At 68.0% G+C, this 21,186-nt stretch carries 20 protein-coding genes and 1 tRNA gene; 9 read left to right on the forward strand and 12 right to left on the reverse strand.

Annotated elements, in window-relative coordinates; all coding sequences use genetic code 11:
• Positions 1-712: 712 nt before the first annotated feature.
• Together E3O19_RS13055 and E3O19_RS13060 are read right to left on the reverse strand one after the other, a co-directional pair.
• Positions 713-1,699, reverse strand: coding sequence for an aldo/keto reductase (locus E3O19_RS13055; RefSeq protein WP_134568265.1), 987 nt, complete (start codon positions 1,697-1,699; stop codon positions 713-715).
• Positions 1,700-1,734: 35 nt separating this feature from the next.
• Positions 1,735-2,628 carry an alpha/beta fold hydrolase gene (locus E3O19_RS13060; protein WP_134568267.1) on the reverse strand — a complete coding sequence of 298 codons (894 nt, stop codon included), beginning with the start codon at positions 2,626-2,628 and terminating at the stop codon, positions 1,735-1,737.
• 114 nt (positions 2,629-2,742) lie between these two features.
• On the opposite strand from E3O19_RS13060, the gene E3O19_RS13065 reads away from it, so the two are divergent.
• The 3 genes from E3O19_RS13065 to E3O19_RS13075 are packed head-to-tail and all read left to right on the forward strand — an operon-like array spanning position 2,743 to position 6,131.
• On the forward strand, positions 2,743-3,615 hold the full coding sequence (locus E3O19_RS13065) for a DUF4349 domain-containing protein (protein WP_134568269.1): 873 nt from the start codon (positions 2,743-2,745) through the stop codon (positions 3,613-3,615).
• Positions 3,616-3,625: 10 nt separating this feature from the next.
• The gene (locus E3O19_RS13070; RefSeq protein ID WP_174776940.1) at positions 3,626-4,792 is read left to right on the forward strand and encodes an acyl-CoA dehydrogenase family protein; all 1,167 of its coding nucleotides are present in this window, start codon (positions 3,626-3,628) and stop codon (positions 4,790-4,792) included.
• Entirely contained in the window at positions 4,785-6,131 is a 1,347-nt protein-coding gene (locus tag E3O19_RS13075; protein ID WP_134568273.1) for a threonine/serine exporter family protein, read from the forward strand. Before E3O19_RS13070 ends, E3O19_RS13075 begins: the two co-directional genes overlap by 8 nt.
• A 55-nt stretch (positions 6,132-6,186) precedes the next feature.
• Here the strand turns inward: E3O19_RS13075 and E3O19_RS13080 are convergent, their stop codons facing one another.
• Positions 6,187-6,429, reverse strand: coding sequence for a hypothetical protein (locus E3O19_RS13080; protein ID WP_134568275.1), 243 nt, complete (start codon positions 6,427-6,429; stop codon positions 6,187-6,189).
• Positions 6,430-6,618: 189 nt separating this feature from the next.
• Here E3O19_RS13080 and E3O19_RS18620 point away from each other — a divergent pair, with 189 nt between their 5' ends.
• Positions 6,619-6,741 carry a hypothetical protein gene (locus tag E3O19_RS18620; RefSeq protein WP_255453709.1) on the forward strand — a complete coding sequence of 41 codons (123 nt, stop codon included), beginning with the start codon at positions 6,619-6,621 and terminating at the stop codon, positions 6,739-6,741.
• Positions 6,742-6,858: 117 nt separating this feature from the next.
• Positions 6,859-7,728, forward strand: a complete 870-nt coding sequence (locus tag E3O19_RS13085) for an alanyl-tRNA editing protein (protein WP_134568277.1) — start codon at positions 6,859-6,861, stop codon at positions 7,726-7,728.
• A 40-nt stretch (positions 7,729-7,768) separates the two neighbouring features.
• Here E3O19_RS13085 and E3O19_RS13090 read toward each other — a convergent pair whose 3' ends face one another.
• The 3 genes from E3O19_RS13090 to E3O19_RS13100 all read right to left on the reverse strand — a co-directional run bounded on the left by E3O19_RS13090 (position 7,769) and on the right by E3O19_RS13100 (position 10,406).
• Positions 7,769-8,962, reverse strand: a complete 1,194-nt coding sequence (locus tag E3O19_RS13090; protein WP_134568279.1) for an acetyl-CoA acetyltransferase — start codon at positions 8,960-8,962, stop codon at positions 7,769-7,771.
• On the reverse strand, positions 8,959-9,612 hold the full coding sequence (locus E3O19_RS13095; protein ID WP_134568280.1) for a CoA transferase subunit B: 654 nt from the start codon (positions 9,610-9,612) through the stop codon (positions 8,959-8,961). The genes E3O19_RS13090 and E3O19_RS13095 overlap by 4 nt, the downstream gene beginning before the upstream one ends.
• 77 nt (positions 9,613-9,689) lie before the next feature.
• Entirely contained in the window at positions 9,690-10,406 is a 717-nt protein-coding gene (locus E3O19_RS13100) for a CoA transferase subunit A (protein ID WP_134568282.1), read from the reverse strand.
• Between the two features lie 177 nt (positions 10,407-10,583).
• Here E3O19_RS13100 and E3O19_RS13105 point away from each other — a divergent pair, with 177 nt between their 5' ends.
• Positions 10,584-11,387 carry an IclR family transcriptional regulator gene (locus E3O19_RS13105; RefSeq protein ID WP_241981366.1) on the forward strand — a complete coding sequence of 268 codons (804 nt, stop codon included), beginning with the start codon at positions 10,584-10,586 and terminating at the stop codon, positions 11,385-11,387.
• 29 nt (positions 11,388-11,416) lie between these two features.
• Here E3O19_RS13105 and E3O19_RS13110 read toward each other — a convergent pair whose 3' ends face one another.
• The 5 genes from E3O19_RS13110 to galU form a co-directional block, all read right to left on the reverse strand.
• Positions 11,417-12,022, reverse strand: coding sequence for a TetR/AcrR family transcriptional regulator (locus tag E3O19_RS13110; protein ID WP_194087921.1), 606 nt, complete (start codon positions 12,020-12,022; stop codon positions 11,417-11,419).
• A 494-nt stretch (positions 12,023-12,516) separates the two neighbouring features.
• A tRNA-Ala gene (locus E3O19_RS13115) sits at positions 12,517-12,589 on the reverse strand.
• 221 nt (positions 12,590-12,810) lie between these two features.
• Positions 12,811-13,839, reverse strand: a complete 1,029-nt coding sequence (locus E3O19_RS13120; protein ID WP_134568286.1) for a hypothetical protein — start codon at positions 13,837-13,839, stop codon at positions 12,811-12,813.
• Between the two features lie 72 nt (positions 13,840-13,911).
• A complete protein-coding gene (locus E3O19_RS13125) occupies positions 13,912-14,571 on the reverse strand; it encodes a GNAT family N-acetyltransferase (protein ID WP_134568288.1) in 660 nt (219 codons plus the stop codon).
• Between the two features lie 68 nt (positions 14,572-14,639).
• Complete coding sequence (galU, locus tag E3O19_RS13130; protein ID WP_134568290.1) at positions 14,640-15,533, reverse strand: UTP--glucose-1-phosphate uridylyltransferase GalU; 894 nt, start codon at positions 15,531-15,533, stop codon at positions 14,640-14,642.
• Between the two features lie 34 nt (positions 15,534-15,567).
• Between galU and E3O19_RS13135 the strand changes: the two genes are divergently transcribed.
• The 3 genes from E3O19_RS13135 (at position 15,568) to mscL (ending at position 17,068) form a co-directional block, all read left to right on the forward strand.
• Complete coding sequence (locus tag E3O19_RS13135) at positions 15,568-16,146, forward strand: 5-formyltetrahydrofolate cyclo-ligase (protein ID WP_134568292.1); 579 nt, start codon at positions 15,568-15,570, stop codon at positions 16,144-16,146.
• Between the two features lie 71 nt (positions 16,147-16,217).
• Positions 16,218-16,580, forward strand: a complete 363-nt coding sequence (locus tag E3O19_RS13140; protein ID WP_134568294.1) for an FmdB family zinc ribbon protein — start codon at positions 16,218-16,220, stop codon at positions 16,578-16,580.
• 50 nt (positions 16,581-16,630) lie between these two features.
• Positions 16,631-17,068: a large conductance mechanosensitive channel protein MscL gene (mscL, locus tag E3O19_RS13145; RefSeq protein WP_134568296.1), complete on the forward strand. Its 438-nt coding sequence runs from the start codon at positions 16,631-16,633 to the stop codon at positions 17,066-17,068.
• A 365-nt stretch (positions 17,069-17,433) separates the two neighbouring features.
• On the opposite strand, the gene E3O19_RS13150 is transcribed toward mscL, so the two are convergent.
• On the reverse strand, positions 17,434-21,162 hold the full coding sequence (locus E3O19_RS13150; RefSeq protein WP_420898617.1) for an AAA family ATPase: 3,729 nt from the start codon (positions 21,160-21,162) through the stop codon (positions 17,434-17,436).
• Positions 21,163-21,186 lie beyond the last annotated feature (24 nt).

Raw genomic sequence — 21,186 nt, forward strand, 5'->3', positions numbered from 1 at the left:
TCCCGCCCCGATCTCCCTCGCCACCATCGAACGACAACTCCGCGACACCGCGCGCGGGATCCTCTCCAACGACACCGGACAAGCACTCGACGTCGGACGAGAACAACGACTCTTCACCGAAAAACAACGCACCACCATGGGCGCACGTGACGGCGGCTGCCTCTGGCCCGACTGCGACCGACTGCGACCGACTGCGACCGACTGCGACCGACTGCGACCGACTGCGACCGACCACCATCCTGGACCAAAGCCCACCACCTCAAAAAATGGCTACTCGAACACGGACTCACCGACCTCGCCGACGGAATCTGCCTCTGCCACCCCCACCACCTACTCCTCCACAACACACACTGGGAAATCCTCCGCAACGCCAACACCTACCGCCTCAAACCACCCACGACACTCGACCCGGAACAAACCCTCATCCCACTCCCCAGCAAGACCCACCTCAAGCTCCGCCAGAACAAGCCAGCCGTAAAGCGCGGGGCGAGTCAGCAACCACCCGACTGAGCCAGGTCTCCACTGGCTCAACCACCGCGGTGGGCCGAAAACTCGACGTGACCGGCTGGGCGGCTCGACCGCCGCGGGTGAGCCAGGTTTCGGCGAGCTCGACCGCCGCGGGTGAGCCAGGTTTCGGCGAGCTCGACCGCCGCGGGTGAGCCAGGTTTCGGCGAGCTCGACCGCCGCGGGTGAGCCTGGGCGCTGTGGGCGGCTACCAGCGCGGGTGGATCTGGCCGCGCAGCATCCGGTCGTAGATGTCCTGCACGCCTTCATTGAACTCGAGACTGAGCTGCGGGAGGGAGCCGGCCGCGGCGTTGCCCTCGGTCTGGCCCACCGACCGGGCGCCGGGGATGACCGAGCTCACGCCGTCGATCTGAGCGGCCCAGGCCAGTGCCGCTTGGGCAGGGGTGAGGCCGTCCGGCACGATGGCCGCGAATTCCGCCGCGGCCTTGAGCCCGGTCTCGTAGTCGACTCCGGAGAAGGTCTCCCCCACGTCGAAGGCGCTGCCGTCACGGTTGTAGTTGCGGTGGTCGTTCGCCGCGAATGACGTGTCGCGCGTGTACTTGCCGGTCAGCAGTCCGCTCGCGAGCGGAACCCGGGCAATGATGCCGACGCCGGCGGCGCGTGCGGACGGCAGCACTTCTTCGAGCGGCTTGAGCCGGAACGCGTTGAGGATGATCTGCACGGTGGCAAGGCCCGGCCGCGTGATCGCGGTGAGGGCCTGGTCGCAAGTCTCCACGCTGACGCCGTAGCTGGCGATCGCGCCTTCGGCCACCAGAGTGTCGAGCGCGTCGTAGACCTCATCCGACTCGACGACTGCGCTGGGCGGGCAGTGCAGCTGCACGAGGTGCAGGGTATCCATGCCGAGGTTGGTGCGCGACCGTTCGGTCCAGGCCCGGAAGTTCGCGAGCACGTAGTTCTCGGCGAGCTGGTCAACCCGGCGGCCCATCTTCGTTGCCACGGTGATGCCGTCGCCGGCCGGGTTGCCCGCGAGGAAACGGCCAATGATCTGCTCGCTGCGGCCATCACCATAGACGTCGGCGGTGTCGAAGAAGGTGACTCCGGCGTCGACGGATGCCGCGAGCACGGTCGTCGCCTCAGCCTCCGTCACGTCGCCCCAGTCCGCTCCGAGCTGCCAGGTGCCGAGGCCGATCACGGAAACGGTGCGGCCGGTCTTGCCCAGTGTGCGAGTGTCCATGCTTCCAGCCTAACCACCGCTGGCCGATCGCAAGGTCAGCGGTCCACGGCCTGCTCCCCGCTCGCTTCCCCGGCCGGCACTGCGGCCGTCGATGCCGAGGTCTCCGCCGTGGTGTGCGCGTCGATGACTCCCACGAGCGCCCTCGCCAGGCGCGGTCGGATCAGGTGGTCGTTGGCATCGACCCGATGCATGGTGACGTGGCGCATCCGTTCGATCACCGTCATGCTGCCCAGCGCGATGAACGCGTCAAGGGTGCCGTAGACCACGTCGACCGGTACCGTGAGGCTGGCAATGTCGCTTACCACCGTCTGGGACTCGATGCAGTGCTCGAGGGACTTCACGAACGGGGTCCAGTTGCGCTCGGATATCTCGAAGATCCCCTTGGGCAGAAGCCGGGAGATGATGGCCGCGTTGCTGATCGTGAAGTCCTTGTTCAGGCGCAGGAAATCGTAGGCGCGCAGGTAGGCGCTCACTCTCGCCCGCACCCAGCGGTCGCCGATGTCGGAGGGAGAGAGATAGACCGGCGGCCCGACCAGCACCACCCGGGAGACCTCGTTGCGCCTGGACATCCAGGTGCGCGGCAGTGACGCGAACCTGGCCACGATCAGACTGCCGAGCGAGTGACCGACCAGAATGATCGGTTCCCGCAGTTTCAGGGACCGGATCGTGGCGTCGAGCGAATCGACATGGTCTTCAAGTCGGTATTCGCAGCCCTCGGGAGCCGGCGACTCGCCGAAGCCGAGGATGTCCACCGCGATCACCCGGTGCCCAGGCACGAGCAGGGGCACGACCTCTCGGAAGGTCACCGACGACGACGCAATCCCGTGGACCAGGATCACGACCGGCCCGGTGCCCTCGTCCGTGGCGATATGCAGGAGGGGTGGGCGTCGCCGACGGAGCCGTTCGATCAGAACCGTCCACCAGGTCATGGTTCCAGTATCCCCGCCCGGGCCGGTTCCGTTCAGGCGACCGAGACGCGATTGTGATTCGACTCCCAGAGAGCATCCAGACAGTGACATCCGCCCTGACCCTAAGGTGAGGCCATGAAGCGAATACCCATTGCCGCATTGGCCGTCGCCGTTCTGCTTCTGGCCGGTTGCTCCGCGCAGGGTTCGTCGACGTCGGGGTCCAATCCCGGCGGCACCACGGGTTCCGACTCGTCCGGCGGCGTCGTCGGCGCCCCCCAGCCTGGCGCTCCCGACTCTGCCGTCAAAGACGGCACCACGGGAGAGGTCAAGTCCTCCAACCGCGACGTGATCACGACCGGTTCGGTGTCGATCACCGTCGCTGACCCGATCCGGTCCGCCCAGGATGCCGTCACGATCACCGAGCAAGCAGGCGGACGAATCGACAGCCGCACCGAGAACCCCGCCACCCCGAACCAGCCGGCGAGCGCCAACCTGACCCTGCGCATTCCCTCCAACGAACTAGATCGCACCATCGCCGAGCTGAAGAAACTCGGCACCGTTAATTTCGTTTCACTCAACGCATCGGATATCACCCAGCAGACCACCGACCTCGACGCCCGGATCACGTCGTTGAAAACTTCGGTCGACCGTCTGCTCACCCTGATGCGGCAGGCAGGCAACACCACCGACCTGATCGCCATCGAAAGCGCGCTGTCCGCCAGGCAGAGCGAGCTCGAAGGGCTCCAGTCCCAGCGCAATTATCTTTCCGATCAGGTTGATTTCTCAACGATCAGACTCGACCTCTACTCCACTGGCACGGTCGCTCCCGGCTCCCCCGACAGCTTCTGGACCGGAATCGTCGCCGGTTGGAACGCTCTCGTCGCGGCCCTGGGCGGCGCGCTGATCGGAATCGGGTTCGTTCTGCCCTGGCTGCTCTCGCTCGGCGCGGTCACGGCAATCGTGCTGCTGATCGTCTGGCTGTCGACGAGGAAGCGCAAGGCTGCCTAGGCTGGAGTCTGTGACGACGTCCGACAGCCTCTCCCCACTCGGCGACGACCTGCTCGAACGGATCCGCTCGCGTGCCCCCGGCCACGACCAGGCCAATACCTTCCCGGCGGCGGACCTCTCCGATCTCGCCGCCTGCGGTTACCTCCGCGCCCTCGTGCCGGTCCAGTTCGGCGGCCTCGGCCGGAGCCTCTGCGACGTCGCCCGCGACCAGGTGCGCCTCGCCGCCCACGCCCCGGCAACGGCCCTCGCGGTCAACATGCACCTGGTCTGGACCGGTGTCGCCCGCACCCTGCAGGACCGCGGCGACACGTCGCTTTCCTTCCTCCTGCACGAGGCCGGCACCGGCGAGATCTTCGGTTTCGGCGTGAGCGAGCCGGGCAACGACCTGGTCCTGACCGGTTCGAACACGGATGCCCGCCCGCTGCCCGACGGCGGCTATCGGCTCACCGGCACCAAGATCTTCACCACCCTCTCTCCCGCCTGGACCAGGCTCGGCACCATGGGGCTGGACACGACCTCTCCGGACGCGCCGAAGATCGTCTGGACGTTCCTCGACCGCAGCGACCCCGGCATCAGCTGCACGGACGACTGGGACACCCTCGGCATGCGCGCCAGCCAGAGCCAGACCACCGTGCTCGAGGGCGCCCGCGCCCGGGCCGACCGGGTGTTCCGAAGGCTCGACCCCGGGCCCAGCCGCGATCCCCTGATCTTCGCGATCTTCGCCAACTTCGAGATCCTCCTCGCCGCCGTATACACCGGGATCGGCCGCCGCGCCGTGGAGCTCGCCGTCGACGCAGCCGAACGACGCACCTCCCTGCGGCACGAGGGCCGCAGCCTCGCCCAAGACCCGGACATCCGCTGGCGCGTCGCGGAGGCCGCCATTCTGATGGACGGCATCTACCCGCAGATCGACGCCCTCGCCGCCGATGTCGACACCCTCGTCGACCATGGTCCCCAGTGGTTCGCCCTACTCTCCGGGCTCAAGCACCGTGCGACCGAGACCGCGAGGCTCGCCGTGGACCAGGCAATTCGCGTGACCGGGGGAAGCAGCTATCACGCAGGCAACGAGCTCGGACGGCTCTACCGAGACGTGCTCGCCGGCCTGTTCCACCCGTCCGACGCCGCATCCGCACACGCCACGGTCGCGGCAGCCTGGCTGGGACCGCTCGATGTCTGATCCGACGACCAGCATCGGCGTCTTCGACAACGCCGCCTACACTCGCTCGGTGCTCGACCTCACGATGCGCCTGGCCGAGGTCATCTTCGCCGCCGGCGCCGGCGCCGAGGACGCGACGGCCGCGATGGAGGCCATCACCCGGGCCTACGGGCTGAAGGGCACCGAGGCCAACATCACCCACACGATCATCACGCTCACCCACGAAGACCCTGCCACGCACGAGTCGATCACCCGCAGCCGCAACGTGAAATACCGTTCGCTCAACTACGGCAAGCTGACCGCCACCTCCGAGTTGATCGTGGACCTGCTCGACCAGCCGATGGATGTCTCGGACGCCCGCAAGGCGCTGGCCACCATCGTGAGCTCAAAGCCCCAGGTCCCGGCGCTCTACCGTCGCCTGGGCTGGAGCCTCGTCGGGGCCGGGGCCGCCGTGCTCATCGGCGGCGGGCCGATCGTGCTCGCGGCGGCGTTCGTCGCCACCTTCTTCATCGACATGATCACGACCGCCCTCGACCGGCGCCAGGCCCCCCTGTTCTACCAGAACGTCGTCGGCGGGGCGATCGGTCCGATCGTGGCCGCGATCGTGGCGCTGATCGATCCGACGGCCAACCCTTCCCTCGTCGTCATCGCGACCATCATCATGCTCCTCGCCGGGGTGACCACCTTCGGTGCGGTACACGACACCCTCTCCGGGTTCTACCTGACCGGCACGGCGCGGCTGATGGAGGCGCTGTTGATCACCGGCGGGCTGGTCACCGGCGTCGCCGGTGCGTCTTTACTGCTCGCCCGGTTCGGCCTCCAGCTGCGGGTGGACGCCAACCTGACACCGACCCTGGCCAACCTGCCGGCGCTGCTGCTGGCAGCCGTGGTCATCGTGATCGGTTTCGGTCTGGCCGTGCAGGTACCCTGGCGCGCGTTCTGGGTGGTCTGCATGCTCGGCGCCGTCGCCGAGTTCCTCTACCTGGCGGCGGCCTCCGCCGGGTTCGGGCTGGTCTGGTCCTCTGGCGCAAGCGCGATCGGCGTCGGCCTGGCCGCGGCAGTCGCTGCCCGAATTGTGCGCACTCCCCCACTGGTCATCGTCGTCACCTCGCTCGTGCCGCTCGTGCCTGGCCTGATCCTGTTCCGCGGACTGCTGCAACTCTCCGACGGCGACATCAACGGTCTGCTCAGCCTGCTGACGGCGGGCGCGGTGGCGGTCGCCCTCGCGGCCGGGGCCATCCTCTCCCAATACGTCGTTCAGTTCGTCTGGGGCCCGGCCAGGCGCCTGCAGCGTCGGTTCGTCGGCCCACTGATGGCCCTGCCGGTGCGGCTCAGCCGCAGCCCGGGCAAGCGGATCTAGCAGTCCGGGCCTCGTCCGGGATTGCCGACCGCCGACGCTCTCCTGCCGACACGCCCTAGTTGGGCACGTCCGCTTCGCCCGCGGTGTCATGCAGATCTTCGACGTAGCGGTAGGAGATCGGTTCCTCGGTCACATGCCCGATCTTGAATACGCGGCGGAGGATGGCATCGCCCTCTGTCACCTCGAGCGTAACGGTCTGCTGGTAGCCGCCGTCGACGTATTCCAGATCCCGCTCTGTGCCGGCCGCGATCGGGTTGGCGCCGTAGAAGATTGCTCGGTAGGTGGTCTTCTCGTTCATGATCTCCCAATCTGTGTCGGTCAGGTTGTGCCGGTCAAAATCGCTCTGCCACGGTTCTTCGGCTCGCTGCAGACAGACTACGACGGAGACGCACTGTTGCACAGGGCGAAACCGGAAGATGCCGATTCCTGCGAACCCGCGTAGGGTCAAAGGCACGGTGCCGCTGGGGCTCGGATCGAAGGAGTACACATGGCTGACAAATCGCCCAAAAAAGACGCAACCAAGAAGGTCGCGGGAAAGTCCTTGAAGGAAAAGCGCGCCGACAAGCACGCCAAGTCCAACGAAACGGCTGAAAAGGCTCGCAAGGCCTAGCGCCTCCATCATCATTACCGAGGGTGCCGCCACGTGTATGCGCGACGGCACTCTTCTTGGTTTCCGCTCCGCTGCGTCCGCGCCGGCCGTGAGCGGCCCGTTCGAAAGGATCCGCTCGTGACCTTGCCCCTCGAGGACACCCTGGTCGGGTACCCCTCCGGTGAGACCGTGAACTCCGCCACCGTCCTGCACTCCGAGCACCTGCCCGACGGTCGCCTCGCAGTGCTCCTTGAACGCACCTGCGTGCACCCTGTCGACGCCGGCTGGCCCGACCAGGGTGCCGACCGTGCTGTGTTCCGCGTTGCCGGAGCCGAACTGTCCGTACTGGACTGCATCGTCGGGGCGACGGATGGGCGCACGCTGCACCTCGGCCGGGAGATCCCGGTCGGCAAGGGCACGGAGGGCTGGGCGTTCGTCGTCGTGCACGTCCTGGCCGGCGCGGCCGTCATCGCCGAAGGCGACCGGGCGGAAGTGACCGTCGATCCCGGTCACCGCGCCCGGACCTCCGCGGGACACACCGGATGCCACCTGGCCTCGCTCGCGCTGAACCGCGCTCTCGCTGACCGGTGGAAGAAGGACACCCGGCCCGACGGCCTCGGCAACCCCGACTTCGATGGCGTAGCCATCGATGTGTCCCTGATCGGCGAGAACACATCGACCGACACCTACCGGCTCGGCAAGTCCCTGCGTCGGAAGGGCTTCATGACCGACGGCGTCACCGACGGCCTCGCCGAGGTGGAGGACCAGGTCAACGCAAGCCTGGCCGACTGGGTGGCCTCGGGCGCGGCCGTGCGCATCGACCGAGACGGCGACCGCCTCACCGACCGCCGGTACTGGGTACTCGAGCTGCCCGGGCGCACCGTACGGATTCCGTGTGGTGGCACGCATGCGTCGTCGCTTGCCGACCTCGGATCGGTGAGGGTCGAGCTGTCCACCGCCGACGTCGGCGGCACTATCGTGCTGACCATGGGCACGTTCATCGGCTGACCGCCGGGAACTCCGGAAAAACCGCCGTCAGGGGCTGCTCTCAGAGCGCCTCGAGCACGCTGACGTAGTTCGCGACGCCGACGCCGCCCATGTTCTGCACGACCGCGCGGCGCGGTGCCGGCAACTGCATGTCGCCGGCCGTGCCGGTGAGCTGCATGGCGGAGACCACATGCTGGGAGACGCCGGTCGCTCCGACCGGGTGGCCCTTGGCCTTGAGCCCGCCGGAGACGTTGACCGGTAGCTTGCCGTCTCGGTAGACCCAGCCCTCCTCGACCGCCCGGCGCCCCTCACCGGGGGCGGTCAGCCCCATCACCTCGTACATGATCAACTCGGCGATGGTGAAGCAGTCGTGCACCTCCGCAAAGTCGAGGTCGTCGAGCCCGACCCCCGCCATCCGCAGGGCACGTTCGAAGGAGACCCGGGTGGCCGCGAACTCCGTCGGGTCGCGGCGCGCGGCCGGCAGGAAGTCGTTGGCGTGGCCGAACCCGGCCAGGCGCACCGGGTCGGTGGCGGCGCCGGCGGAGCGGGCCGTATCCGTCGAGAGCACGAGCGCCGCGGCCCCGTCGGAGACCGGGGAGCAGTCGGTGCGGCGGAGCATTCCGGCCACGATCGGGTTCTTGTCCGAGACGGTGCGGCAGAAATCCTCGCCGAGGTCCCGCCGCAACTGGGCGAACGGGTTGTCGACCCCGTTCCGGTGATTCTTCGCGGCGATCGAGCCGAGCACATCGCCGATGGCGCCGTACCGGTCCTCGTAGGCGCCGGCCACGACGGCGAAGAGCCCGGCGAAGCCCGAGGTGGACGGTTGCCCGGCCAGGTCGTAGTCCGCGCCGAGGAGGGCCGCACCGACCAGCTCCGGCGACGCATCCGTCATTTTCTCCGCGCCGATCACCAGGACGGTGCGTGCGGTTCCGGCGAGGATCGCCTTCACGCCCTGCTGGAACGCGGCCGAGCCGGACGCGCAGGCGTTCTCGACCCGGGTGGCCGGCACGTTGGCGAGCGCCGGGTCGGTCTGCAGCGCCAGAGACGACGGGAATCCAAGCGGAACCAGTCCTGAATTGAACTGGCCCAGGTAGATCTCATCGATCTGGGCGGCATCGACGCCGGAATTCCCGATCGCCTCAGCGGCCACTCGCACGATCAGCGATTCGAGGGTGTCGTCGGTGAGCTTGCCGAACCGGCTGTGGCCCCAGCCGGTGAGGAGCACGTCCGTGCCGAATTGTTCCTTGAGACTCATTCGCCCACCACTTCCAATAATGCGACGCTGAACGCCGACTCGGTCTTGTTGCGGATCTCTTCGACGGACACGCCGGGCGCCAGGCGGCGCAGCACGAGGCCGACCTCGGTGACGTCGAACACGGCCAGGTCGGAGATGATCCGGTCCACCACGCCGACCCCGGTCAGAGGCAGAGTGCAGTTCTCGACAATCTTCGGGGAGCCGTCCCTGGCCACGTGTTCGGTCAGCACGACGACCCGAGGTGTCCCCGCGACCAGGTCCATCGCCCCTCCCATGCCTTTGACCATCTTCCCGGGGATGGTCCAGTTCGCGAGGTCGCCGGTGCCGGAGACCTGCATGGCGCCGAGGATGGCGACCTTCACGTGCCCGCCGCGGATCATGCCGAATGAGGTTGCGGAGTCGAAGATCGATGCCCCAGGCAGCACGGTCACGGTCTGCTTGCCGGCGTTGATCAGGTCGGCGTCCTCGTCCCCGTCATAGGGGAAGGGCCCCATGCCCAGGAGGCCATTCTCGCTCTGCAGCGTGACGCGAATGCCGGACGGCAGGTTGTTGGCCACGAGGGTCGGGATGCCGATGCCCAGGTTGACGTAGTCGCCGTCGCTCAATTCTTCGGCCGCGATCGCGGCCATCTCGTCTCTGGTCCAGGTCATGCTCGTGTGCTCCTTGGTCGAGGTGGGACAGGATTCCGGTGGGACGGGGATCCCGATGGGTCCGAGATGTGGGCCGGTCAGGCCGGTAAGGCGACGGGCCGGGGCCGCACGGTGCGCTGCTCGATATCCTTCGTGCGCGCGATCGCCTTCACCAGGCGCTGCACATAGACACCGGGGGTCACGACGTGGTTCGGGTCGATGTCACCCGGCTCCACGATGTGCTCGGCCTCGGCGACGGTGATACGGCCGGCCGTAGCCACGATCGGGTTGAAGTTGCGGGCCGTGTAGCGGTAGACGAGGTTACCCTCGGTGTCGGCGAGATGCGCGTGCACGAGCGCGACGTCCGCGACGATCGCGCGTTCCTGCAAGTAGGTGACGCCATCGAATTCGGCGAGAGGCTTGCCCTCGGCGATCAGGGTACCGACCCCGGTCTTCGTATAGAACGCCGGGATGCCGGCACCGCCCGCTCGCAGGCGCTCCGCGAGCGTCCCCTGGGGGCTGAACTCCACCTCGAGCTGCCCGGCGAGCAGCTGCTCGGCGAAGAGCTTGTTCTCGCCCACGTAGGAGGCGATCACCTTCCGCACCTGGCCGGTCTCGAGCAGGCGGCCGAGACCGATACCGTCGACGCCCATGTTGTTGGAGACGATGGTCAGACCGGTCACCCCGGATGCCCGGACCGCGTCGATCAGGTCGGCCGGGATCCCGCTGAGTCCGAATCCGCCGACGGCCAGCACCATCCCGTCACGCAACACATCATCGAGAGCGGCGGCGGCGCTTCCCAAAACCTTGGACATGGAATTCTCCTCATCGAGCAATTCTGCGTATCCACTTTGTGGACACGTCGTCTGACGGCCATGCTAGGCGGCGAAATGGGACCCTGTCAATTCATCTCAATTGAATCATTTAGCAACCATCCACCCCGTGAACAGTAGGCTTTGTCGTATCCACATTATGGACACATTGGAGAAATTGTGACCGAGAACCAGGGAATTCCAGTACGGGGCGCGCAGGTGGTGGGCCGGTTGGCTCTCCTCCTCAGACTGGTAGGACGCCACCCCGCCGGCACTCCTCTCGCCGAGATCGTCCGTGACTCAGGCCTGACCAGACCCACCGTGCACCGCCTGCTCAGTTCGCTGGCGGCAGAAGGCATCCTCGACCACGACCCCGCCACCCACACCTGGCACTACGGGCCGGAGATCTTCGTGATGGGGGCTGTCGCCGCCCAGCGCTTTCCGATCGAGGAAGTGGCCCGGCCCAGCCTCCAACACCTGGCCGAGGAAACCGGGGAGAGCGCCTTCCTCTCCATCCGGCGCGGCGCTGAGACCGTCTGCCTCCTGCGGGAAGAGGGTAGCTTCCCGATCCGCTCCTTCGTGCTGCACGAGGGCGTACGGTTCCCCCTCGGCGTCGCGTCGGCCGGGATTGCCATCCTGGCCTTCCTCCCCGAGGCGGAGGCCGAGCAAGTCCTCGTGCAGGACGAGGCCTTCGTCGCCCGGTGGGGCGAGCAACATTCGCCCGGGGCCATCCGGGCCAACCTCGCCCGGACCAGGGTGACCGGGTATTCGGTGAACCCCGGACTCATCTTCGAGGGCAGTTGGGGCATGGGCGCCGCGATCTTCGACCGTGCCAACCGGCCGGCCTGGGCGCTCTCCCTCACCGGGATCGAGCCGCGGTTCCGGCCTGAGAGGCAGCGCGCGCTCGGCCAACTGCTGCTCGACGAGGCCAACCGGATCACCCGGCTCCTACAGAAACCGGGGCTCCCCGGGCCTCAAGTCTGACTCGACCGCGCCACGCTCAGCTCGAGGCCTCAGAGATACCGTTCCGGCGTGGTGGCCCCCAGCGTCACGAGGGCGCGGGCCAACATCTCTTCAATTCGCTCAGGGAGGTCTTCGCGTGCGGCGAGGCGATTGGAGATCTCTTGAACGCCGTAGAAATAACCCACGAGGTGCCAGGCCTCCCGCTCCGAATCGAGCCCCTGGCGAATCTCTCCGGCAGCCTCGGCCTCCCGCAGCAGCGCGCCGATGCGCGCAATCCACCCCACGTAGGGCGTCGGCAGGGTTGCGGGAATCAGGTGATACTCCCGCATGAGCCGGACTGCGGCCCGCACCCGCACATTGTCGCGGAACGCGTCCGCGACACTACGGATCGACGCGACCACTGCCTCGAGCCCGTGAACCGAATCGACGCCGAGCACATTGGCGAATGGTGCCTGGGAGAATGCGGAACCTACAATCGCCAGCGCGATGTCGGATTTCGCCTTGAAATGGTACTGGACCAGCCCCTTCCCGGTCGCCGACTTCTCGGCGATGAGAGCAATCGACGTGCCGGCGTAGCCGCGGTCGGCGAACTCGATTGCGGCAGCGGCGAGGATTCGCTCGCGGCTTTCCGCGGAGCGAGCATCGCTTGGAACCACCTGAACCTCCCGAGAATCGTCACAACCGCAAGCAGCGCGCGCGGGGCGAACAGCCTGTCTCGAAGCCTCTCCCCGGGGGGGGGGGGGATGCGTCAGACAGTCTCCACCAGGGTCGGTGCGCTCCAAGCGTAGCCATCATGGCCGTGGACCGTGACGCAGACATGTTGTACGATCGTACTAGTTCCGTGGTGAGATTCGATACTCGAATGACCGTGGGGGATACAGGGGCCCGGGACGAGGCCACCCCGGTCAGGCTCCGGCCTGGCTGGGGCAGCCGTCCTCCCCTTCTCCCGATCACCAGCCGGGCCCGCGCGCCGTGGGCCCCGCACCGTCCGTCGCCGCGTCTGCACGCTCCGGATCGCGATGCTCGGCCAGCCGACCAGCCGGGCGGAGAAATCTGCACGCGGCCGGCGCGCAACCCCGCGTGTCGCGAGCCCGAGAGCCCGAGATGAAGAAAGCCCCCGGTCTCCCGGGGGCTTTCGCGCTGTACTCGGTGGAGCTAAGGAGATTCGAACTCCTGACCTTCTCATTGCGAACGAGACGCGCTACCAACTGCGCCATAGCCCCTTACCGCATATGCAGAATATCACGGGCAGGGACCCCGTTTGAGCAAAACCGGCCCGGACGGCGCGAATCCGGCGGCCCCGGGTCCGGAAGTGCCGTCCGCTTCGCGTGCCTCGGGCACTCGAGCGGCAACGGACCGGCGAACGAAACGCCCGGCCGGGCGACTGATCGGGCGGGCGAAACGCCCGGCGGGGCAAGTGATCAGGCGGGCGAACGGGTGAGGGTCAGCCGACGGCGCGGCGGCGGCGCAGCACGGCGTCGAGGTCGGTCATCCCCGGTGCGGTCTCCCCGACCACGCCCATCGACGCGAACCGGTTCGATGCGGCAGAGACCGCGGGGGCGCCGTTCGGCACGGCAGCCGGCGCTCCCGGGCGCCCTCCGGTTTCGCGCCTCAGCGGCGTCACAGCCATCGCGAGCTGGGCGGCACGCCTGGCCACCTCCGCCTCCGCGGCCGCCTTACGGAGTCCGGCTGCGGCATCCGCCGATGCCATGGCCGTCTGGGCGATCGTGCCAGGGGCCAGGTGAAGGGGAAGCGGGAGCGCCTGGGGCGTCCAGGTCGGCGTGGCCACGGTGACCTCGTCGAACTGCACGGGTTCGAACCGCTGCCCGGTCCTGATCGGCGCGGCCGCGCGTTCGCTGCCGGAGCGGCCGCTCCGGAGCAGAGCACTGTGCCGGGCCGTGCGGGCCAGCCGTGAGAGGGAACCGAACGCGAGGGCAGCCGTGGCCGCGCCGAGCGCGGCCAGTGTCCAGGGGCCGCCTGCCACGATGGACAGGGCACCGCTGACCAGCAGCACGACACCGACCAGCAGGACCAGCGTTGACAGCGCCCGAACGCGACGAAGTCGCCGGGAGCGCAGGAGGTGAGCTGAAATGGGAGGTCCTCGCCTTTCCGAGCGTGTGGCTGCGGCCAGTGCCGCGGTGGTGCGACGCTCGGCGGCTACGGCATCCGCCACCGCACGTCGCTCGGCCGTCGCGGCGCCCGCCACGGCGCGCGCTTCCGCCCTGGCGTCGTCTTCGGCCTGGGCCAGCAGTTTGCGCTGGGTGACCACGGTGCGGGCGTTCGCTTCGAGGCGGACCTGCTGGGGCACCTCCGAGGTCTCGGCCAGAATGCGCAGCGTCTGTTGCAGCCGCACGGCGTTTCTCTCGGTGCTGACATACTGCCGTCGCCTGGCCCAGGTGGGCATGAGATAGGTGACCCAGAGGGCAGCGGCGACGGCCACCATCACTCCCCCACCCAGGACCTCGCTACTCATGCTGTCTACGCTAGGAGCGCAGCACCCATCCGGAGCTGATTACCGGGGGTGTGTCACCGAGATTGACCGAATTCATCGGTCGCTGATCGACAACGGATGTGCCGCCGCGGCCCGGTCCAGCACACTCACCATGGCGGCTTCCGGGGAGACGGCGCCCTCGCGCCAGCGTCGCAGCACTCCCTGCCGAACCTCTTCGGCGACGAGGGCGAAGCAGTAGTGGTCTCGCCAGTCACCGTTGATGTGGATGTACCGGCGTCGCAGGCCCTCGTACCGGAAGCCGAGCTTCTCGACCACCCGCAGCGACGGGGCGTTTTCCGGCCGAATGCAGATCTCCATCCGGTGCAGGCCGAGCTGCCCGAAACAATAGTCAGTGGCCAGGGCAACGGCGATCGGCGTGATTGCTTTGCCGGCAAACCGTTCTCCCACCCAATAGCCGATGGTCGCCGACGACAGGGAACCCCAGGTGATCGATGACACGTTCAGCTGGCCGGCGAGTTCGCCCTGGTATTCGATCAGGAACGGCAGGCCCTGCCCGCTACGCGAGTGCGAGAGCAGGCTGCGGATGCTGGACCTCGTGTCGAAGGACATCGGCGCGTACGGGCTGGTGGCCTCCCACTTTCGCAGCCAGCTGCGGTTCTCCATCAGCGCCTGCTCGAGCGCCTTGTCGTCGCGCAGCCGCACGGGGCGCAACGTCACTTCACCTTCGTGAAGCGTCGGAATCGCGATCGCCACTGCCTGCCCGTCTCCTCATGCCCCATGGTGTGTCACAAATGTAGCCGCCCCGCCGGGCCGGTCGCGCCTCAGCCGAGGGTGGCGACGAAGTCGTGCAGCCAGGGCCGGAGGTCGGGGCCGAGGTCGTCGCGGTCCACGGCAAGTTGCACGATGGCCTTGATGTAGTCGAGGCGGTCGCCGGTATCGTACCGTCGGCCGCGGAAGATGACGCCGTAGACGCCGCCGGTGGCCTCCGGGGTGCCGGCCATCTCCTGCAGGGCGTCGGTGAGCTGGATCTCGTTGCCCTTGCCCGGCTGGGTGTGCTCGAGCACCGCGAACACCTCGGGGCGGAGCACGTACCGGCCGATGATGGCCAGGTTCGACGGGGCATCCGCCGCGGCGGGCTTCTCGACCAGGCCCGTCACCCGGACCACGTCGGGGTCGTCGGTCGGCTCGACCGCGGCCGCACCGTAGAGGTGGATCTGCGATGGGTCGACCTCCATCAGCGCCACGATGCTCGCGTTCCGCTTGCCCTGTTCGGTGAGCATCTTGGACAGCAACGGGTCGCGGGCGTCGATGATGTCGTCGCCGAGCAGCACCGCGAACGGCTGGTCGCCGACGTGCATTTTGGCTCGGAGCACCGCATGGCCCAGGCCCAGCGGGTCACCCTGGCGCACGTAATGCATGTCAGCGAGGGTCGTGGCGTGGTTGACCTTCTCCAGGCGGCTCTGGTCGCCCTTCTTCTCCAGGATCGCCTCGAGTTCGGTCATCCGGTCGAAGTGGTTCTCCAGGGCGTTCTTGTTGCGCCCGGTGATCATCAAGACGTCGTGGAGGCCCGCGGCGACGGCCTCCTCGACCACGTACTGGATCGCCGGTTTGTCGACGACGGGGAGCATCTCCTTCGGCATCGCCTTGGTCGCCGGCAGGAACCGGGTGCCGAGTCCTGCAGCGGGAATGACGGCCTTCGTGATTGGTGTACCCATGGCCCCTACGTTATCGGCATCTAGGATGACCTGTATGGACTCCGACATCGCTCACCGAAAGCGGGCGCTCCGCGCCGAGTTGCGGGAGCGCCGCCAGAATATGACGTCCGCGGAACGGGATGCCGCCACCGCCGGGTTCACGGAGAACCTGCAGAACACCGTTCTCGATCTCTCCGCGCGGTCGATATCCTGCTACCTCTCGGCCCGCAACGAGCCAAACACCCGCCCGTTTGTGAACTGGGCCGAGGCCCAGGGCATCAAGGTACTGTTTCCGGTCTCCCGTGATGACGGACTGCTCGACTGGACTGTCGGGGAGGACGAGACCGAGGTCGAGGGCCTCGCCGGCGTTCCGGAAGCGGCCGGCGAGCTGCTGGGGCCGATCGCGATCAACGACGTCGACCTCATCATCGTGCCGGCGGCCGCCGTCGACCGCACCGGACTACGGATGGGCTGGGGCCGCGGCTACTACGACAAGACCCTCGGGTCGATGGAGAAGTGCCCCCCGGTCTACGCCGTCGTCTTCGATGGCGAGTACCTCGACGAGGTGCCCCGCGAAGTGCACGACCAGCCCGTCGACGGCCTGGTCACCCCCACGCGAATCATCGCGTTCTAACCCTCGAACCATTCTCATAATCGGAGACCACGGTCCGCGTTCGCGGCCCGGGTCCCACAGCCGGAGTTACAGTGCCTACCTATTCCTACCGTTGCACCGAGTGCGACACCGCGTTCGACATCCAGCAAGCCTTCACCGATGACACGCTGACCGACTGCCCCAGCTGCGGCGGCAAGCTCCGCAAGGTGTTCTCATCGATCGGCGTGACCTTCAGCGGGTCCGGTTTCTACAGCAATGACGCCCGGTCGGATGCGAAGCGTTCTCTTGAGCGCTCGGCGAAGACCACCGATAACAAGTCCGAGACGAAATCGGGCGAGAAATCCGACACGAAGTCGGCCGAGAAATCGTCGCCGGCCCCTGCCATGGCGAGCGCAGCCCCCGCGAAGATTTCGGGCGGCACGAGCGCGACCGCCCCCGCGGCGAAGTCCTCCTAGTTCACCCCACCAGCCGCCTCCCGGGCGCCGAAATCACAGCGGAGTAAAACATGATCAACGGTTTCAAAGAATTCATCATGCGCGGCAACGTCATCGACCTCGCGGTCGCTGTGGTCATTGGCGCCGCGTTCACCGCGGTCGTCAACGCGATCGTCACGGGCATCTTCAACCCGATGATCGCCGCGATCTTCAGTTCGAAAAGCCTCGCGAAAGCGATGGTGATCGGACTTCCTGGCGGCGCGGAACTGTCCTTCGGACTCGTCCTGGCGGCCATCATCAATTTCCTGTTGGTCGCATCCGTGGTGTACTTCGTCTTCGTTGTGCCGCTCAACCACCTCAAGCAGGCGCAGGAGCGCCGCCGTGCCGCCGGGGCTCCCGCCGCGACCGCTGCCGCCGCGCCCACCACCGAACTCGACCTCCTGACGGAGATCCGCGATCTGCTGGCCGCCGACGCGACGCTCGACCAAAACCAGAAACGCCGCCTTTAGGGAACGCGCTGTCGACACCGACCGGCCGCCTGTTCGCGTGGTCAGCCGCGGCTTTCGCTACCAGTGTGGCGGACGGTCCTGACGGAGCCGGGCATCATTCTCGCTCCGGGCTCCCCGGGCGTCCCCGCTCGTCGGCGCGACACCGCCCTCTTCCCGGAGCACGGGCGGGTGCGGGTTGGGATCGGTGTCCGGCGCGGGCATCAGCTTCGCGCGCCGCGACCGTCCCGGCTGCCTGACGATGGCCTGCCGCGGCGTACCGGCGGCCGAACCAGCCCGTTCACCGGTACCTGTGCCGGCACCGGGATCGGCGTCGACTACCGCGCCCGTCTCGGCGCCTGCCTCGGCACGGCCCGGAACGTCCCCGTTCACTGGGTCGGGGATCGCTTGACCCCGGCCAGGGCGGCCACCCGCGCGGCGACCGCATCGGGATTGCTGAACAGTTCGAAGCTGTGCACACGCAGATAGTGCCAACCCAGACGCCGCAGCACCTCGGGGCGAAGCCTCAGAGATTCGCGAAGGCTCGACCGGCCGACCACGGCATCCGTCTCGACGACGACGGCACGGCCGGAGTGCGAACCGGCCAGGGCCAGCTTCCCGCGGTGGCCCAGGGAGACGGTCAGGCCGAGGCGTTCGAGGCGGCGGGCCAGGTCCACGAGCATGGTCTCGCTCGCGTCGGGAACCTGCGCCTCGCCTCGGCGGGACTCGGTTTCGCTGAGCACCTGAGACAGGGCGAGGATGCCGTGGCGCTGGCGGTCTTCGTCGATGTCGGCCGGACGGAAGCACGAGACGATGTCCATCGCCCGCCTCGCCCGGGTCATCCCGATCGCCAGTAGCCGCTCGCCGCCCGGTTCACCGAGCGAGCCGAAGTTGGTGAGCAGGCGCCCGTGCGGGGTGCGGCCATAGCCGATCGAGAAGATGACCCGGTCGCGGCTCTGGGCCACAGCCTGCTCGAGGGTGAGCACGGTGAACGGCTCGGCGCGGTCTTTCAGGATGAAGTCGGACAGGTCGGTTCGCTTGGAGAACGCGGAGAGCACTGCCTGGTGGACCCGAACCGAGTGGCGGGCGCTGGCCGTGATGACCATGAGCGATTCCCTGGGCCGCTTGACGGCGTGGTCCATGACCAGTTCGACGACCTTGGCCACCTCGGCATCTACACTCTCGACGGCCCCGCTGTCGGCGTCCGGCATGCCATGCCCGCCGGCAACATAGTTGAGGGTGAGGCTGCCGTGGCCGAGGAAGCTGCCGGCCCAGGGCAGGGAGTCGATCCGGCCGCCGTAGAACCGGTGGTTGACGAGCTCGGCGAGGTCCTCGCCGCCGGCCCGGTAGCTGCGCGTGAGCGTGAGGGTGGGCAGCAGTTCGCCGAGGCGGGCGAGGGCGGAGTCGGCGTGAAGGGCGTCGACGTTGGTGTCCTCCCCTGACCTGTCGTCGCCTGACTCGCTGATCCCGGTCTCGAACGCGGACGGGGTTTGGGTCACCGGGTCGCCGAAGGCGACGATCTGCCTGCCGCGGCGGATGGCGCCCACGTTCTCGGCGAAGGTGGTCGCCCCCGCATCCACGAGCAGCACGGTGTCGAAGCCCATCACATCGTCGAGGGCGGCAACCTCGTAGGGCGAGGCGAGCCAGACCGGCGCGAGGACCCGGCCCAGGTGCGGCGCCGCCTTGTGCAGCCGGGACGGTGTCGCCCGGTCGGCACGGAGCAGGCGACGGAGGTTGTCGGCTTCCTCAGGCCAGTCGACGACGCCGATCTTCCAGGTCTCGGCGAGCAGCCAGGCCAGCAACTGGCCGGTTGCTGAGGCGTGGGCCTCGTCGACGAGTTTGAAATCGGCCTCGAGACGGTCGAGCACCTGGGTGTTCGCGTTCAAGAGGGCCTTGTCAGCGCTGAGCATGGTTTCGAGCACGGACTGCCACCAGGCGAGTTCGAGTTCGCCGGCGACGTCCTTCTCTGAAACGTGGCGTTGGGACAGGTCGGTCATCAGGGGGTCGAGGTTGTGTTCGCGCAGGGTCGCGAGCAGCGCCGTGCGTTCGTGCAGGTTGGCGAGCACCTCGCTCTCCGCGGCCAGCCCGGAGATCGTGTAGATGAGCTCCTTGATCGGCCGGGCGGACAACTGGCGGGTGGTGCCGGCGGTGCCGAGCGGGATGTCGAGGCTCGCCAGGTCTTCGGAGACGCGCTGGAAGGCGACGTGGACATCCGAGATCCCGACCGGGACCTCGGGGGTGACCCCGGCGACGACATAGCGCTGCCAGAGGGTGCGCTGCTGCTGGATTCGCCGCAGGCTCTCGTTCATGTCGCTGACGTGCACGCCGGGGCGGAGGTATTCCTCGGCGAGCTTACGCAGTCGGCGACGGCTCGACGAGGGCATCTCCGGGGATTCCCGACGTGACCCGGTCGCGGCGATCAGCTCGGTCAGCGGCCGGTCGAAGACGGCAGGCTGGAACTTGTCGAGGGTCTCCCGGATGTCCAGGAGCAGCCGCAGGTAGATCCCGAGCTCGGCGATCGTCTCGAACGGACGCAACCGCGTCTGGCCGACGAGGCCGGCCGCGCGCTCGAGCAGGCGCGGCAACTCGACCTGGTTGACCCGTTTGGCCAGCTGATGCGCCGCTGACGCGTCCGCGGTCGAGATGAATGACGCACCGTACCAGGGCGAATCCCCTGGCCCGTATCGAAACTCGCCGAGCGCGGCGGCCTTGATCAGCGTTGCTGCGGCGGCGGCTCGACCCTGGGCCAGGCGTTCGAGGGCGCGGCGGTCGAGGCGGGCGGTCGTCGAGGGCGGCGAGGGCAGCTGGGCGAGACGAGCCAGCTCACCGAGGGCGTCGAGCACCGAGACCCCGAGGGTGCTGTCCCGGCGGGTGAGGGCCGAGCGGTAGTCGAGGAGTACCTTGCGCAGGCGCACGAGGGCGTCGTCCACGTCGCCGACCATCGGCTGGGCGGCCTTCTCGTTGCGGGTGATCGACATGATCAGGTCGCGGCGCAGGGTCCGAGGCGTGACGGCGACGCCGGGCAGCCCCACCTGCACGAGGCGGTGGGCGATCCCGTCGAGGCTGGACCGCCTGGCGCTGACCACGAGCACGCGCTTGTGCTGGGAGATGAGCGAGCCGATCGCGTTCACGATGGTCTGCGTGCCGCCGGTGCCAGGCAGGGTCTTCACGACGAGGGAGTTGCCGGCCGCGATCTGAGCGACGACGTTCTCCTGCTCGGAGTCCGCGTCGAGAAGGAGGGTGTCGGTGGCCGGCGGGCGGGAGTCCTGGCCGATCGGCACAACCGGGTTGTATGCGGTCTCGATCGCGCGGCGCGCGTTCTGGTTGCCCGCGACGGCGTCCAGCAGCGGATGCTCGAGCCGGGCTGCGTCGGCGGCCAGTGCCCGCCCGACGTCGGCGAACGATGAGGCAACGAGGCGTGGGACCACATTGAACCAGGGCAGGTGCGAGGTGAGGCCGCGAAGCCGGTCAATCACGGGTTGCGGTTTGAAGGCGCCATTGGTGACCGCGAGTGCGACGAACGCGTCGGCATCCAGTGTGATCTGGAACTGGTCCTGCAGGGCGCGGGCCAGCTCGGGGTTGAGGTACGGCGCCCCCTTGAGTTTGAGTTCGAAGTCGCGGCCGTAGCGACGGATCGCGAGCGGGCGCAGCAGAACGGGGGCGGTGTAGTCGACATCCCCGTGGCGCCATTCGGCCAGGCCGATCGCGAGGTGCACCGACTCGATGCCGCGCATCGAGCGCAGTTCGATCCCCTTCTGGGTGATCTCCCCGGCCGCGAGTCGCGCGTTTCGGAGCGCGAGTTCGTCGCGGATCAGATTGGAGAGCAGGGTGGTCTTGCCGGTGATGAACTGCGGCAGCCCACCCGGGTGGGTGGCGCTGAGCTCGATCCGGGTGCGTGGCCCGTCGCTGAAGTGCAGCAGCGGCGAACGACCGCCGACCTCGGCGAGTTCGTCACGCCAGCGCTGCCAGACCGGGTCTGCCACATTGCCCACCGAGAGTGCCGGGTCGCCGAGGCTGACCGCGTGCGCCGAGGCAAGATTGTGCGGGTCGGCGGGGGAAGCATCCTGAATTTCCGACAGGATGCCGTCATCATCTAATTTTCTATCGGGACGCCACACATCGACACCCTAAGTCAGACTCGC

Origin of the sequence: Cryobacterium algoritolerans (genome assembly GCF_004402785.1) — a bacterium.
GTDB lineage: Bacteria > Actinomycetota > Actinomycetes > Actinomycetales > Microbacteriaceae > Cryobacterium > Cryobacterium algoritolerans.

Coding starts and splice junctions, on each gene's coding strand:
- E3O19_RS13055 (WP_134568265.1), bottom strand. CDS start 1,699: ATGGACACTCGCACACTGGGCAAGACCGGCCGCACCGTTTCCGTGATC.
- E3O19_RS13060 (WP_134568267.1), bottom strand. CDS start 2,628: ATGACCTGGTGGACGGTTCTGATCGAACGGCTCCGTCGGCGACGCCCA.
- E3O19_RS13065 (WP_134568269.1), top strand. CDS start 2,743: ATGAAGCGAATACCCATTGCCGCATTGGCCGTCGCCGTTCTGCTTCTG.
- E3O19_RS13075 (WP_134568273.1), top strand. CDS start 4,785: ATGTCTGATCCGACGACCAGCATCGGCGTCTTCGACAACGCCGCCTAC.
- E3O19_RS13080 (WP_134568275.1), bottom strand. CDS start 6,429: ATGAACGAGAAGACCACCTACCGAGCAATCTTCTACGGCGCCAACCCG.
- E3O19_RS18620 (WP_255453709.1), top strand. CDS start 6,619: ATGGCTGACAAATCGCCCAAAAAAGACGCAACCAAGAAGGTCGCGGGA.
- E3O19_RS13090 (WP_134568279.1), bottom strand. CDS start 8,962: ATGAGTCTCAAGGAACAATTCGGCACGGACGTGCTCCTCACCGGCTGG.
- E3O19_RS13095 (WP_134568280.1), bottom strand. CDS start 9,612: ATGACCTGGACCAGAGACGAGATGGCCGCGATCGCGGCCGAAGAATTG.
- E3O19_RS13100 (WP_134568282.1), bottom strand. CDS start 10,406: ATGTCCAAGGTTTTGGGAAGCGCCGCCGCCGCTCTCGATGATGTGTTG.
- E3O19_RS13120 (WP_134568286.1), bottom strand. CDS start 13,839: ATGAGTAGCGAGGTCCTGGGTGGGGGAGTGATGGTGGCCGTCGCCGCT.
- galU (WP_134568290.1), bottom strand. CDS start 15,533: ATGGGTACACCAATCACGAAGGCCGTCATTCCCGCTGCAGGACTCGGC.
- E3O19_RS13135 (WP_134568292.1), top strand. CDS start 15,568: ATGGACTCCGACATCGCTCACCGAAAGCGGGCGCTCCGCGCCGAGTTG.
- mscL (WP_134568296.1), top strand. CDS start 16,631: ATGATCAACGGTTTCAAAGAATTCATCATGCGCGGCAACGTCATCGAC.